The following is a 14,775-nucleotide window of genomic DNA, read 5'->3' on the forward strand; positions in this document are numbered from 1 at the left end:
TTTTCTACCCCAAATCTATCCAATAGCGCTCTTTCCCAGCTCGTACATCTTCCAACACTCCACCATTGGCCAAAATCACTGCTCGACTAGCAGCATTATCCATATCGCAAGTAATCAGAACGGGAGAGAGCGCTAATTTTTTGGCTTCAAGTAAAGCCAAGGCTAATTGTTGTTTACCATACCCTTTCCCCCGCTCACTAGGCCGAATGCCATAGCCAATATGCCCGCCCAACTCTAAGTAAAAATCATTTAGTGTCATACGAAGCCCTAAAAAACCTAATGCACGATCATCTGCAAAGGAAGCAAACAAAATAGCTGGAACACGCCCTTCTTTCAAATTCAGTCCTGCCTCTTGATCACGATTGATTTGCAACCAATCTTCGTAATTTTCTGCACATGCCCAAGTGCTTTCTACACCGCCATTCATGAGAAGCCCCTGCTCTTTGTATTCTGCAATCATTTCAAGTATCGCTTCTTTATCTGCCAATTCTGGTCTTCGTAATTCCATAAATTACTCCTAATTCAAATCTATCCAATAGCGTTCGGTGCCCTGTCGGATGTCTTCTAATATGCCCCCGTTTTTTAAAATAACTGCCCTACTAGCAGAATTGTCCTCCGCACAAGTAACTAGCACTCGGTGGATATTCTTTGAAGCAGCAACAAGAAGCCCTTCTTTCAACATAGCGGTCGCATAGCCCTTCCCCTGCATAGTTGGACGAACGCTATAACCAATATGACCGCCATGTCCGCGTAAATGTTCATTCAGACGCAAACGTAAATTTAGAAAGCCAACAGCCTGTCCTTTATCAAAGGCAACAAACTGTATAGCCGGCACCCATGTATTAGGAATATTGAGACCCATTTCCGCATCTTGGTTTCCAGCAATCCAATCTTCATAAACGAAATTTTCCTTGTCCCAAAAACCGCCATCGTGTGCAGCATTCGACCTTTCAAATTCTAGTATGAGGTCTATCACCGCCTCTTTATCTTCTAATCTTGGTCGTCTTAATTCCATTTTTCTCACCTTGATAGAAAGAGAGTGAGACTAGCTTCATGCAAACCTCACTCTTTCTCCTATTTTTTCTTTGTTTTTTGTAAGAATTGTTCTCGCAAATTTGCAACACGATCTTTTTTATTGACTCCGCCTTTGGAATGCTTTTCATGATAGCGTGCCACCTGCGCTTTGCCCTTATCGTCTAATTGATATTTTCCCATTAGAATTCCTACTTTTCTACATGATGCCCTTCAAATTTAATCGTCGAGCCGTTCATGTGTTTAACACGAGCTGAAATTTCCTTGTGGCGACCATTCACCATTGGACGAGCTTGAGGATTGCCAAGATAACCACAAGTCCGCTTGACAACATCAACTGTCTTAGGATCGCTATTGCCACAGTTTGGACAAGTAAATCCGCGCTCTGTTGGTGTGAAATCCCCTTCAAAATCGCACTTGTAGCAATGATCAATCGGCGTATTGGTTCCTAGATAGCCCACACGATCGTAAGCATAGTCCCAAACAGCTTCAAGCGCCTTTGGATTCTGTTGCAAAACAGGGTATTCACAATAGTGGATAAAGCCTCCCGACGCACCCGCTGCTGGGTAATCTTTTTCAAAGTCTAACTTTTCAAATGGCGTTGGATTTTTACGGACATCATAGTGGAAACTATTGGTGTAGTATTCCTTATCTGTAATATCTTTCACAAGACCAAATTTTTCTGTATCCAAACGACAGAAACGGTCGGTCAGACTTTCAGACGGTGTAGAATAAACAGAGAAGTGGTAATCATATTGGTCAGACCATTCTTCTACACGGTGTTTCATTTCACGAACAATGTCTACTGTAAATTTCTTGGCTTCTGGATTATGTTCCCACTCACCACCATAAAAGACAGTCGCTACTTCATACAGGCCAATATAGCCGAGAGAAACCGTAGCTCTACGATGTTTAAAGAGTTGATCCACCTTATCATATTTGCCAAGACGTTTTCCAAAAGCACCGTATTGATAAAGAATAGGAGCATTGGCTGGTGTTGCTTCTTTTGTACGTTCCACACGATAGACAAGGGCATCTTCAGCGATGTTCATCCGTTCATTGAAGATTTCCCAGAATTTATCCATATTACCTTCAGATTCGAGGGCAATTCTTGGAAGGTTGACAGTTACAACCCCAAGATTCATACGACCAGAATTGACTTCTTGACCATTTTCATCTTTCCAACCTTGTAAGAAAGAACGGCACCCCATTGGAACTTTGAAAGAACCTGTTAATTCCACAATCTTGTCGTAAGACAAGACATCTGGATACATCCGTTTCGTAGCGCATTCCAAGGCCAACTGCTTAATGTCGTAGTTTGGACTACCAGGTTCTAAATTCAATCCACGCTTCAACGTGAAAATCAATTTAGGGAAGATAGCTGTACGGTGCTCAGAGCCAAGACCTTTGATGCGGATTTGAAGAATAGCTTTTTGAATTTCACGCTCAAAACGATTGGTTCCAAGTCCAAAACCAAGTGAAGTAAACGGCGTTTGTCCATTTGAGGTAAACAAGGTATTGATTTCATACTCCAAAGATTGCATGGCATCGTAAATATCTTTTTTAGTCTTTGCCCATGCATACTCTTCCTGCTTTTCAGGAAGCACCCATTCACGCGCATCCTTCAAATGTTTTTCATAATTTTTTTCAGCGTAAGGCGCCAAAACTTCATCAATTCGATCAGCAGAGCAGCCACCATATTGGCTAGAAGCTACATTGGCAATGATTTGAGAAATTTGCGCAGTCGCAGTTTGAATTGACTTCGGACTTTCTACCTCTGCATTTCCAATCTTGAAACCATTTCCCAACATGCCTTTGAAATCAATCAAACAGCAATTTGTCATTGGCGTATATGGACTGTAGTCCAAATCGTGATAGTGAATGTCTCCTTTTTGGTGCGCATTTGCCACATGTGGCGGTAACATTTGCAAACCGATTGATTTTCCAACAATCCCCGCTGTCAAATCTCGTTGAGTATTGAAAACGTCGCTATCTTTGTTTGCATTTTCATTGACAACTGCTTGATCTTTGTTGAGCAATTTGCCAATTGTGAAGTTGATATCTGTTGCTCTTGAGCGCGCAAAATCACGTTGAGTGCGGTAAGTAATATAGCTTTCTGCAATGGCATATTCATTGGCATTCAGTAATTCATGCTCAACGATATTCTGAATTTCATAAATTTTAACGCCCGCAGGAAAACGTGCAATTACTTCTGCTACGATTTTATTGGTAATGCCTTCAAGTTTTGCTTCTAACAACGGAGTCATCGTCGTTACTTCTTGACTAGCCTTGACAAGAGCTTTGTAAATCTTATCTGCGTCAAAAGCCACACGACGACCGTCACGTTTTTCTACATAAATATCAGCAAATCCTTGTACTGTGTCTTCTTTTAATGCAATCATGAGCTCCTCCATTCGTATAAGACATATTATATCACTCCAACAAAAAAAATCAATATCTTGTGGTGAAAAACTTTATTTTTTGTTTCAAACACAAGATATTGATTTGCTATTTCAACTTATACAGCTTGAAATGAGTGAGTTTCAAGTCTGTCTGCTGATAATTTTCCTTTAATTGTTTTTGGACATCTTGAAGAACAGACACTTGATTGTTGACCAAAATATAAGTTGGTGTCGTTTCTTTCAAGCTATTCACTAGGGACATTTGATTTTCATCTGTTCCTTTGTACAAGCTAGGGGTTAAAATCGGTACCGCAGATAGGCGCCCACTCGCTTGGTAAAGAGCTGCTGTTGTGTCCCAAGCATAGATTTTATCAGTAGTCTTTGATTTACTCTTGATATAATTTGCCGCAGAAATACGCTCACTTGTTGCGCCTATCGATAAAACATACTGATTGACAAATGGAAAACCAATTAAATAAATCATTGCTAGAAGCGGTAAAAAAGCATTCTTTGTGATATAAGTTCCGAAAACAGACGAAGATTTTTGAACTCTACTGTGCCTTCCACCTCTATTGAACGACTGTTTCCCAAGCCACATACTGACTAGAACCATAAAAAATGGCAAAATCGGCAACAGTTGATAAGCTCCCCAATCTGGCAAAAAGAAAACAAATCCAACAAGAAAGAGAGAAGCTAAAAAACTAAAGAGTTGTAGAAATCGTTCTAAAGAATTCGTTGGCAATGAAAAACTTCTCACCCAAGTCACAACTACGCCAAGCCCAATAATGAGTCCGCCATAAAGCAAACCATTATACAACAAGTGCTGCCCTGAAAAATGCAGACTTTCCAACGGATAAAGAATCTGACTAATGGCGAGACCAAAACTACCATTTAAAACTGTATAATATCCCAAAGGATAAAACACAAGCGAAAAGCCTACAAGTGTAGCTAAAAATTGATAAAGACCACGTGCTTTTTTCTTTGCCCCAATATTATAGACTAACAAAGCAATGAAAGCCACCAGATAAAACACAAGACTTGTCATTGGGTCCGTCATAAACATCAGCGCACCAAGAGCACCAAAACCAATAAAGCCTCTGTCACTAGCTTCTCCTGCCACGTAGCGCATCAGAAAGTATAGCGCACCAAATACAAAAGGAAAAGCAAAAATACTAGAGTATAAGCCGCCCCAGCCTAAAGCGAGCGTCAAACAATAGAATAAAGAAAGGATTTTGATAGAAGTGTTTTTTACAGTCGTTAATTGATATACAATTTTAAACAGATAAATTCCTGCAACAAACAAAGCCAAGCATTGCATTACCGCAAAGAAAATATTGCCAATGAAGAGACCCCCCGCCCAATTAGCTAAATAATAAAGCAGACCACTCGTTCCATAGATATTTCCATAAATAACCTGCCCTTGCGCCATTGCCCAACCTGCATATAAATTTTGAGATTGCAGGTTTGTGGCAAGATTAGTTAGCAATGGATTAGCGACACTCAAAACGCTCAATAATAAGCTCCACAAAAATAAAACGACAAAAGGAGTCGACGTTAGCTCTATAAAAACCGATTTTTTCTCGTTCTCTTCGTGAAGCGTCTCTGCTACTGTCTCTTTCATCTCTTGTTCAGGCGTTGTATCATACATAAAGATTCTCCTTGATATCAGTCTTATCTAGTATATCAAAATCTTCCCTATCTGTCAGCTTGATTCTGACAAGTTCTGCATCTTTTGCAAAAGTAAAGCATAGTATTCCAATTCTCGAAAACGATGATAACTTACAGCCACATACTCTTTCAAAAATTCCTTTTCTTCACGTGATAAACCTATGACCATTCTGCCTCCTTTTACTAGATTATTCGTAAAAAAGAAAAAATTCCTCTCATTGCAAGAAGAATTTTATAGCATCGGTGCAAATAATTCGACAATTTCTTTAATCAAGCGTTGATACCAGGTATTTTTAATGGTATCTTCATGTATTTCTTGTGAGGTTTCAAACAACTCCTCAAAATCTCGCTTCAAGTCAAACATAGAAGGCGTTTTATACATCAAAACAGCATTTTCATAGTGATGAACTAAGCTGCGGTAATCAAAATTGATTGTTCCGACAACACCAAAGTCATCATCAGCCACTACATGCTTACTGTGAATAAAGCCCGGTGTATATTCGTAAATCCGAACCCCAGCCGCCATTAAATCTGGATAAGCTCCTCGCGTAATGAGCTGAATGATTTTTTTATCTGGAATATAAGGTGTCACAATGCGGACATCTACCCCCCGCATAGCAGCATTTTTGATGTCTTCCGTCAAATCGTAATCAATGATTAGATACGGCGTGGCAATATACACATAATCTGTCGCCTGACTGATTATATTTTGATAGACATTTTTACCCACTTGAGCTTTGTACATGGGCTTCGGTCCACTTCCGTACGGAATATAGAGCCCTGGCGCATCTACTGCTTTGTTATCCAAATGATAGCGATCGAAATCACTGATTTTCCCACGGTTGATATACCAGTTCATCAGAAACAGCCGTGTCAAGGCTTTCACAGCGCGCCCATTCAGACGAATCCCGCCGTCTTTCCAGTGACCAAATCGCTCGATGTGATTGATGTATTCATCTGCCAGATTGATGCCACCAGTATAGCCAATCTGCCCGTCAACGACGAGGATTTTCCGATGATCTCGATTATTATAAGCCACCGTCATCCGCGGAATCACTTTGTTAAACTTATGAGCGTCAATCCCCATAGCCTGCAATCGGCTGGTATAATCTCCCGAAAGAGTTGCCATACAGCCAATGTCATCATAGAGCATTTTCACTTCCACACCTTGGGCTGCCTTTTCACGCAGAATATCCAAAATACTATTCCACATGAGACCTTCTTCTACAATGTAATATTCCAAAAAAATAAATTTTTCTGCATTGCGTAAATCTTCCAGCATTTTCTGGAACATCGCTTCTCCCAAAGGGAAAAATTGCGATTCCGTGCCGTCGTAAACATCCGCATTATGATCCATGCTGAGAAGCGACTTGATAATCCCGTAAGCTGATTTATCTGTCTTTTTCAAGTCTAACCGCAACTCATAGCTATTGTCCTCACGAAATTTCATCTGATCCATATTTTTTAACTGTTTCAGCTCACTTCTGGACAATCGGCGCTCACCAAACATCAAATAAAGCAAGGGGCCAATGACTGGAACAAACGCTACCAAGAGCCAAGTTACTTTGCTTTCTGGTGTCATTGAGCGATTGACAATCGCTAAAATCGTTGCCAGACTGAATAAAATCACAAAGACAATCCATAAAGTAGGTGTCCAGCGACCAAGCCAAAAGAAAAACCAAAAAATGAGTGCAAGTTCTAGTACCATGATAATAATACTAAAACCATATTTTGACATCAATAGCTGAAATTTCCTAAGATTCATTTTCTCCCCCTGCTTTTACTTAGTACTAGTATAACGGGGATTCCCTAATAAATCAAGCCAGAATCACTCATTCTTCGATATTCAAAGTATTTTTTCATTAGAGCAAAAAAGAGTAAAAGCAAAGTTGTGATTCGTAACCATCAACTTTCTCTCCTACTCCCTATTTCTACATTTTAACTAGAATACTGATTGTTGTCCACTACCAATTTAGAAAGCAGTTAAAGGCAACAGATAAAGTTCATGAAGCAAGCCCCTTTGTGAATAATTCGCTAAAACAAATGCAACTTCTCCTATCGACTTGTATGAATCAATAAACTTAAATCAAACGCGTCCTAGTTTTCACAAGATCATATCAAATTTTGATCAAGAAATTTTGCACCAACATTAGACAGGTTATTGCTTCGTTAAAACGACTGTATCATTTTCTCCATTTTCTTGCTCAATATCCTCAATCGTTAACCGATTGCCATCAATCATATAACGCTCAATGTCATCACCAATCGTCATTCGCTGATTTGTCGGATCAATGCTCACCTGTTTTACTTTCTCTTTACCGTTTGGCTCTTTTTCTGTCCACGTACCACTATTTCCTTTGACAACCAAAGTAATCTCTTCTTCTTCGTCCATACCTTTATAAGTACCGTCTAATTTTTCTGACGAATTTTCTGCAATAGTTGACGAAGCACTACTCTCACTTGAGACTGTAGTTGATTGGCTGCTTGAGACAGATTGAGAAGACGGTGAAGTTTGGTTAGACTTGGCGCATGATGCCAAAATGATAAGTCCTATCAGAAAAAATGCGATGTAGCTGAATTTCTTTAATTGTACCATTTTTAGCCTCCTTTTTGATTACATTTCTATTCTACTATTTCTCGTTTCAATCAGTCAATTTCTTTCTCCAAAAGAAAAGCACGAACTTCCGCAATGAAATAAAGAGAACCCGTCACAAAAAGGAGCTGATTATCATTAGCGCTTTTAATAAATTGTTCAATAAACTCCCGATAAGAGGAAACATAGGTTTCAGTTGTCAGATTCCGCTTGTCTATTGCACCGTCATCCTCAAATGTCGTTACGAATAACTGCACATGAGGCAATTCTTGTTTTAGATAAGACAGCATTCCCTGATAATTTTTGCGTTTCAAAGCACCGAATAAGAGAAAAATTTCTTTCCGTTCTTGCTGACGAATAAACTCCACCAAACGGGACAAAGCTGGTAAATTGTGAGCCCCGTCCAGATAAATTCCTCGCTCAAAATATTCCAGCCGCCCTGCCCAATGTGTCTCTTGCAGAGCTTTTCGTACTAGTTCTATTTGCACTTGCCAGCTGTGTTGCCCCATAAACAAAAGAAAACTTTGCAAAGCAACAGCGGCATTTTCTTCCTGATAAGTACCTGCCAGACTCAACTTTAGATGAGGAATATTCACATCTGGGCTGAAAAATCGTCCCTTTGAAAACGAAAAATCTCTGCCATATTCGTACAAAACAACATCTAGCTTTTTCGCACGCAGTTCACAGATCCTTCTCGCTTCTTCAGCCAGTGGTCCGATGACAGCCACTTTTTTCTCCTTAAAAATCCCTGCTTTCTGCTCCGCAATGGCGGCTATGGAGTCTCCTAAGGTTTCTTGATGATCCAAACCCACAGACGTTACCACTGCAATATCTCCTGTCACCACATTTGTCGTGTCTAAAAGCCCACCAATACCCACTTCAATTAAAGCCACATCTACTTGCTCTTCGTTGAAATACAATAAAGCCATAAGCGTTAAAATTTCAAAATAAGAAAGTAGGTTATGCATCGGTCGAAGCTGTTTTTCCATTTCCTGAACTTGGCGTCCCAGCCGAGTGAAATCTTCATCAGAAATGGGTTCATGGTTGATACAAATCCGGTCATGAACACTTGCCATGTGAGGCGACGTAAAGGTCCCTACTTTCTTTTCGTGCTGCACGAATAGCTGACTCATAAACGCAATCGTTGAGCCTTTCCCGTTCGTTCCTGTCACATGAATAATGGGATAATTTTCTTCAGGATGATTCAAAAGACTTACCGCCTGACTCATTCGGTCTAAACCAGAGCGAAAGTTTAGTCCAATGCGACTTTCCAACCACATTTCAATTTCATTCATATTCTTCTCCCAGCAAAAAGAGGGTGAAACAGAACCAGACTTTGGTTCATGTCACACCCCACAACTCACTTGAATAGTTAGCACTCTTGCTCCACATAGGAATTAAACCAACCATTCATTCGTATACCATAAAATAACGATTCACACAGCCTTTTAATCTCTTCATCGTCTGTAATATGAAAAGCTAGTATACACAATTTTTATTCTTCCATAAAGCTATTGAAAACTTCTTCAATCATGTCCCATTCAGCATCTGAATCTTCTGGGATTGGTTGCAAATCACCTTCTGTTCCGTCTTCATTTTCAGTAAACGAGTAGGCTTGAATTTCTACCTCGCCATTTTCATCTTCTTCTGCGCTAGCTGGAATCAAGAGAACATAGTTTTTACCAAATTCTTCTTTTCCGTCAATGGTCAAGAGAATTTCAAACAAAGTTTCATTCCCTTGCTCGTCTACTAGCGTAATCAATTCACGCTCTTCGTGTTCATGGTCATGGTTATGATCGTGTGCCATGTTTTCTCCTTTATTTATTAAAAATTTCGATCTAAATAATTCTGCAATATGAGCTGCGCTGCGAGCTTATCAATCACTTTTTTCCGCTTCTTTCTGCTCACATCTGCCTGCTCAATCAACATTCTCTCCGCAGCTACCGTTGTTAGGCGTTCATCTTGATAGTCAACAGGAAGCTGAAACAGCTGTTCCAGTCTACCACCATAGGCCTGACTTGCTTCGACACGCGGACCACTTGTATTGTTCATGTTTTTTGGGAGTCCTACAACGAACTTGTCAACCTTATATTCTTTTACAAGCTCACTCAAACGATCAAAACCAAATTCCCCTTTTTCTTCATCAATAGGAATAATTTCAAGTCCTTGAGCTGTAAAACCAAGTGGATCACTAACCGCGACACCGACTGTTTTTGAACCAACATCTAACCCCATCATTCTCATTAGAGATCAATGCCTTGCCCTTTCAAATAATAACGAACTAATTCTTCTACAATCTCATCACGTTCATATTTACGAATTTGATTTCGTGCATTATTATAGCGAGGTACATACGCAGGATCACCACTAAGCACGTATCCTACGATTTGGTTGATTGGGTTATACCCCTTTTCATTCAGCGACACATAGACATCTTTCAATGTTTCGCTAATCTCTTTTTTGTTTGAATCATCAAGATTAAAACGTACTGTCTCATCTGTAAATCCCACAATTACACCTTCTTTCACTAGAATACCTATATTATAGCACATTTCAAGGCTTTTCACAAATGAAAGGGGTTGAAAAAAGCTGAATAAATTCAGCTTTTTTTGTTTCATATACACCTATAAAATCATGGATTTGCAACTTCTTTAGCACCAGCTGCTTTGACAGATTCAATATATTGTTTGGGTGTTAAATTTTTGATAGTTGAAAACATAGAGCCATATGTATCCAGTTTTGATGCTTCATCAAGGTTGATTTTGCTCATATCAATATTGATTGTAACTTTAATAATATAGTCTTTTGTAATGTCTGTTTTAACATCAACACCGCCCAAAGACTTAAATTTATCCAATCCTGCAGCCTTTTCAAAAGCAGAAATCAAGTACGGCTTAGTGCTTTCTAAATCTTGACCCGCTAATGCACTCTTCATATTTTCAGGAAGTATTTGTTCAAGATTTATCACAAACTTCTTAAAGGTTTTTCCTTCATAAGAAATAGTTTGCGTAAGTGTTTGTTCAATCCCTTGGACAGTCTGTTTTTGTTGAAAAGACTTGGTCACAACAGAATCCTTTTTCACAACACTCGAACCAGTCTTACTATTCCCTGACTGATTCTGACCGGATTTTTGACCACAAGCTGTGAGTAGCAACAAACTTGCTCCTAACAAAACAACCGATTTTCTCATAAAAATATCCTCCTTGTATTTTAGAGCTTTATAAGAATAGTATACCATCTTTTGTAAGCGTTGTCAAAAAGAGCCGTCTAAAAAATCAATTCGTGTTTAACAAGTTATTGATTGACTTCCGTTGCACCACTGGCAATCTGATCTTCAACATATTCTTTTGGTTTCATTTTTAAAAATTCTTTTAATTTCATATTCTTTAAATACTCAGTATTTGCGGCTTTATTAACATCCAAAACTTGAAAATCAAAAGTATGAATTCGCTTCAATTCTTGCTCATTTATAATTTCCAAAGAGGTCGAAAAACCTTCCAAACTTTTTGCTTGTGTAAATTTTTCATCTTCAGACAAAGATTTCTCCAATAATTTTTGTGCCTCAGCAACTCCAACTTCCGCAACTACTTTTTTCATTTCTTCTTTCATCGGCATGATTTGCTCAATCGTTAAACTTAAAAATTGATCGCCTTTGTAAGTAATTGTTTGTGTTTGTTGAACCCCTTCAGCTGTTTTAGGGAATGATAAGGTTTTTGTCACAACTGTTTCTTTTTCAGCGTTTGCAATAACTGGCAACGTACTATCAATTGATTGCTTGCTTGTTTTTGATTTTGTTTCTTTCTTTTGACCACATCCTGCTAAGACTGTAAGAATAATGGTTAATAGAATCAGGCTTCTTTTCATGGATTAACTCCTCCTCATTCTTTATTTTATCATATTTTTAATATCAATAAACATCGAAATAAAAAAAGAGTGGAAATTCCACTCTTTACAAGGCTGCGCGTAAACGCGCTTCTGTATTTTCAACATTACGAACCGAGCGAGGTAAGAATGCACGAATATCGTCTTCTTTGTAGCCCACTTGTAGGCGCTTGTCATCTACTAAAATAGGGCTTTTCAAGATGCGTGGAGTTTCCATAATCAAGTCAATCACTTCATTCACACTTAATTCTTCAATATCTACACCTAAGCCTTTTGCATAACGATTTTTTGAAGAAACAATGCTTGCAACCCCATTTTCAGTTTTTGTTAGAATATCTAATAACTCTTCTTTTGTAATTCCTTCTTTACCAAGATTTTGTTCTTTATAAGTTAACTGGTGAGCATTGAGCCATGTTTTTGCTTTTTTACAACTAGTGCAACTTGAGACAGTATAAATTGTAATCATGTAAGTACTCCTTTCGCCACACGGTACTATTATCATACTATATTATACCACAAAATCCCTCCGTCTTGCGACCTATTTTTAAAAAATTATTCCTCAATCTCAATCGCGTCATCCAAGTCTAGCGTTACTTCCTCCACCTTGTTTGCTGATTTAGTTGCTTCTGCATTTTTTTCATCTTCAGCATCATCCTCAATCAAACCGTAATGCACTCGAACTTTATGATCAATTTCATCAAAAATTTCTGGATGATCCGCCAAGTATTTCTTAGCATTTTCAGACCCTTGACCAATCTTTTCATCATTATAAGAATACCAAGCACCCGCTTTTTTGATAATATCAAGGTCTGTCGCAATTTTAATCAACTCGCCTGTTTTAGAAATTCCTTCGCCATACATGATTTCTACGAAAGCTTCCTTAAATGGCGGAGCAACCTTATTCTTCACAACCTTAATCTTAGTTTCCTTACCAACATTGGTATCTTTTTCATCACCAGTTCCCTTGATTTGGGTATTTCCGCGAACATCCAAACGAACAGACGCATAGAATTTCAAGGCACGACCACCAGGTGTTGTTTCTGGATTTCCAAACATAATACCAACTTTTTCACGCAATTGGTTGATGAAAATCGCAATTGTCTTCGTTTTGTTAATAGAAGCAGACAATTTACGCATAGCTTGACTCATCATCCGCGCTTGCAAACCAACGTGACTATCTCCAATGTCTCCATCAATCTCAGCACGTGGTACGAGGGCTGCCACGGAGTCAATAACTACCAAATCTACCGCACCAGAGTCAATCAATTTCCCAGCAATCTCAAGACCTTGCTCACCAGAGTCTGGCTGAGAAAGTAAAAGTTCATCAATATTAACTCCAAGGGCTTGTGCATAAGCCGGGTCAAGAGCGTGTTCTGCATCAATAAAAGCTGCAATACCGCCTTCTTTTTGAGCCTGCGCTACTGCATGAAGAGCTACGGTCGTCTTACCAGAAGACTCTGGTCCATAGATTTCAATAATCCGCCCCTTTGGATACCCTCCTGCACCAAGAGCGATATCTAGCGCCAAGCTACCTGAACTCATGACTTGAACTTTTTGTTCAGCGCGCTCACCTAGGCGCATAATCGCTCCTTTACCAAAATCTTTTTCAATATTTTTAAGTGCAGCATCTAGCGCTTTTTGACGTTCCTCGCCAAATTTCTTTGAAATTTCTTCTAATTTTTTTTGTTTTTTTGCCATTTATTTCTCCTGTATAGTGATAAATTATTTTTTTGCCTATCTAATCATTATAGCATATTTTCGTTTTTTAATAAAGTTTTTCGCAGCAGATTGAAAGCATGCAGAACGGCTATTTCACGTACATCTGTCCGACTGCGACCGGCAATATTAACCTTAATAGACTGAACGTCTTCTGTGGTTGCTAGGCCGATATAAACTGTCCCTGCTGGATGTCCTTCTAAGCTGTCTGGACCTGCGACACCTGTTAAGCTCACCGCATAGTCACTAGCGGTCAATTTTCTTGCCTGCTCAGCCATTTTCTCAGCTGTAAAAGCTGAAACCACCCCATGCTTTTCCAAGCCTGCCAATGAAATGCCCAGCATTCGGCTCTTTTCCTCCATACTGTAGGTAACAAAGCCACCACTAAAGACATTGGAGGCTCCAGCAAAGTTTGCCAAAGTTGCTTGAAAGAGTCCTGCAGTCAAACTTTCAGCTGCTGTGACAGTCTTTCCTGCTCTTCTCAACAGTTCAAAAGCTGTTTGTCCCAGAGAATTATCATCTCCATAAGCATAGAAAAGATCAGCTAAATGTTGTTTCTCAAAAGTCTGTACTGCCAAAATTTTCTTTTCTAAACGAGTAAACTTAACATCCGCTTCCTTTTGACTAGTAGCCTTGGTGGACAATCGCAATGTCACTTCTCCCGTCTTAGCATAAGGAGCAATTGTCGGATCCGTTTGAGTATCAATTAAATCCCCTAAAAGGGTTACTAATTGACTTTCACCAATACCAAAGAAACGCAAAACTCTTGAATACAATTTTTGACCAGTTGCTAAGAGCGGAACCAGCTCATTATTTACCATAGGTTTTAATTCACTAGGCGGTCCAGGCAGAACGACATAAGTCACGCCACTGACTTCAATCACGCCCCCCACCGCAAGTCCGGTTTCGTTTTGGAGAGGAGTCGAGCCTTCCACTATCTGAGCTTGTCGCTCATTATTGGGTGTTCGCACATAGTCTGATCTACTTGCGAAGAAGCGATCCAATTTCTCCGTAGCCATTCGGTCAAATACCAACCTACGATTTAAGAATTTTGACAAAGTCTGCTTAGTCAAGTCATCTTCTGTTGGACCTAATCCTCCAGTTAAGATGATCAAATTACTACGATTTCGAGCGATTTCTAAAATGGATAACAGACGAGCTTCATTATCTCCGACCGCTGTTTGGAAATACACATCTACTCCCAGACTCGCTAATTTTTCAGATAAAAATTGGGCGTTTGTATTGACAATCTGACCTGTCAGAATTTCAGTACCCACAGCAATAATTTCTGCTTTCATAGAACCTCCTACCTTACTATTCGCAATTGATTTTATTTTATCACAAAAAATCTTAAAAAAGTTGATTTTCATTTCAGGAAATAAAAAGAGCTGTCAAGTTCCTTGACACACTTGTCAACATGCTGTGGAAAACTTTAAAAATATTGTTTGTTATGGATAATAACTGGATTGTTAGGTCAATGCT

General features: G+C 39.2%; 17 protein-coding genes. All 17 read right to left on the reverse strand.

All coding sequences use genetic code 11. The annotated features are described in order from the left end of the window. Positions 1-4 precede the first annotated feature (4 nt). The 17 genes from RG565_RS00950 to RG565_RS01030 all read right to left on the reverse strand — a co-directional run bounded on the left by RG565_RS00950 (position 5) and on the right by RG565_RS01030 (position 14,591). Positions 5-508 (reverse strand): GNAT family N-acetyltransferase, encoded by a 504-nt coding sequence (locus RG565_RS00950; RefSeq protein ID WP_221739127.1) that lies wholly within the window; start codon positions 506-508, stop codon positions 5-7. Between the two features lie 9 nt (positions 509-517). Beyond that, positions 518-1,015 carry a GNAT family N-acetyltransferase gene (locus RG565_RS00955; protein WP_049514671.1) on the reverse strand — a complete coding sequence of 166 codons (498 nt, stop codon included), beginning with the start codon at positions 1,013-1,015 and terminating at the stop codon, positions 518-520. Positions 1,016-1,074: 59 nt separating this feature from the next. After that, the gene (locus RG565_RS00960; RefSeq protein WP_003027756.1) at positions 1,075-1,215 is read right to left on the reverse strand and encodes a hypothetical protein; all 141 of its coding nucleotides are present in this window, start codon (positions 1,213-1,215) and stop codon (positions 1,075-1,077) included. An 8-nt stretch (positions 1,216-1,223) separates the two neighbouring features. Then, positions 1,224-3,434: an anaerobic ribonucleoside-triphosphate reductase gene (gene nrdD / locus RG565_RS00965; RefSeq protein WP_247936868.1), complete on the reverse strand. Its 2,211-nt coding sequence runs from the start codon at positions 3,432-3,434 to the stop codon at positions 1,224-1,226. Between the two features lie 106 nt (positions 3,435-3,540). Next, positions 3,541-5,082 (reverse strand): heme transporter CcmD, encoded by a 1,542-nt coding sequence (locus RG565_RS00970; RefSeq protein ID WP_247936869.1) that lies wholly within the window; start codon positions 5,080-5,082, stop codon positions 3,541-3,543. 54 nt (positions 5,083-5,136) lie between these two features. Further along, a complete protein-coding gene (locus RG565_RS00975; RefSeq protein ID WP_003031261.1) occupies positions 5,137-5,271 on the reverse strand; it encodes a hypothetical protein in 135 nt (44 codons plus the stop codon). A 63-nt stretch (positions 5,272-5,334) separates the two neighbouring features. Beyond that, entirely contained in the window at positions 5,335-6,867 is a 1,533-nt protein-coding gene (gene cls / locus RG565_RS00980) for a cardiolipin synthase (protein ID WP_049533434.1), read from the reverse strand. Positions 6,868-7,260: 393 nt separating this feature from the next. After that, entirely contained in the window at positions 7,261-7,698 is a 438-nt protein-coding gene (locus RG565_RS00985) for an SP_0198 family lipoprotein (RefSeq protein WP_247936870.1), read from the reverse strand. A gap of 50 nt (positions 7,699-7,748) precedes the next feature. After that, a complete protein-coding gene (locus RG565_RS00990; protein ID WP_247936871.1) occupies positions 7,749-8,990 on the reverse strand; it encodes a folylpolyglutamate synthase/dihydrofolate synthase family protein in 1,242 nt (413 codons plus the stop codon). 200 nt (positions 8,991-9,190) lie between these two features. Then, complete coding sequence (locus RG565_RS00995; protein ID WP_003027765.1) at positions 9,191-9,502, reverse strand: DUF1292 domain-containing protein; 312 nt, start codon at positions 9,500-9,502, stop codon at positions 9,191-9,193. Positions 9,503-9,519: 17 nt separating this feature from the next. Then, entirely contained in the window at positions 9,520-9,939 is a 420-nt protein-coding gene (ruvX, locus tag RG565_RS01000; RefSeq protein WP_049533432.1) for a Holliday junction resolvase RuvX, read from the reverse strand. Continuing rightward, the gene (locus RG565_RS01005) at positions 9,939-10,205 is read right to left on the reverse strand and encodes an IreB family regulatory phosphoprotein (protein ID WP_009569646.1); all 267 of its coding nucleotides are present in this window, start codon (positions 10,203-10,205) and stop codon (positions 9,939-9,941) included. The genes ruvX and RG565_RS01005 overlap by 1 nt, the downstream gene beginning before the upstream one ends. A 122-nt stretch (positions 10,206-10,327) precedes the next feature. Then, the gene (locus tag RG565_RS01010; RefSeq protein ID WP_049533431.1) at positions 10,328-10,885 is read right to left on the reverse strand and encodes an SP0191 family lipoprotein; all 558 of its coding nucleotides are present in this window, start codon (positions 10,883-10,885) and stop codon (positions 10,328-10,330) included. A gap of 104 nt (positions 10,886-10,989) precedes the next feature. Beyond that, positions 10,990-11,559, reverse strand: coding sequence for an SP0191 family lipoprotein (locus RG565_RS01015; protein ID WP_003040606.1), 570 nt, complete (start codon positions 11,557-11,559; stop codon positions 10,990-10,992). 85 nt (positions 11,560-11,644) lie between these two features. Beyond that, positions 11,645-12,043: a transcriptional regulator Spx gene (gene spx / locus RG565_RS01020; protein ID WP_003027770.1), complete on the reverse strand. Its 399-nt coding sequence runs from the start codon at positions 12,041-12,043 to the stop codon at positions 11,645-11,647. An 86-nt stretch (positions 12,044-12,129) separates the two neighbouring features. Next, positions 12,130-13,275 (reverse strand): recombinase RecA, encoded by a 1,146-nt coding sequence (gene recA / locus RG565_RS01025; RefSeq protein ID WP_049533430.1) that lies wholly within the window; start codon positions 13,273-13,275, stop codon positions 12,130-12,132. 47 nt (positions 13,276-13,322) lie between these two features. Continuing rightward, complete coding sequence (locus RG565_RS01030) at positions 13,323-14,591, reverse strand: competence/damage-inducible protein A (RefSeq protein ID WP_049533429.1); 1,269 nt, start codon at positions 14,589-14,591, stop codon at positions 13,323-13,325. Positions 14,592-14,775: the final 184 nt, after the last annotated feature.

Origin of the sequence: Streptococcus sp. IsoGale021 (assembly GCF_031142795.1) — a bacterium.
Taxonomy (GTDB): Bacteria; Bacillota; Bacilli; order Lactobacillales; family Streptococcaceae; genus Streptococcus; species Streptococcus hominis.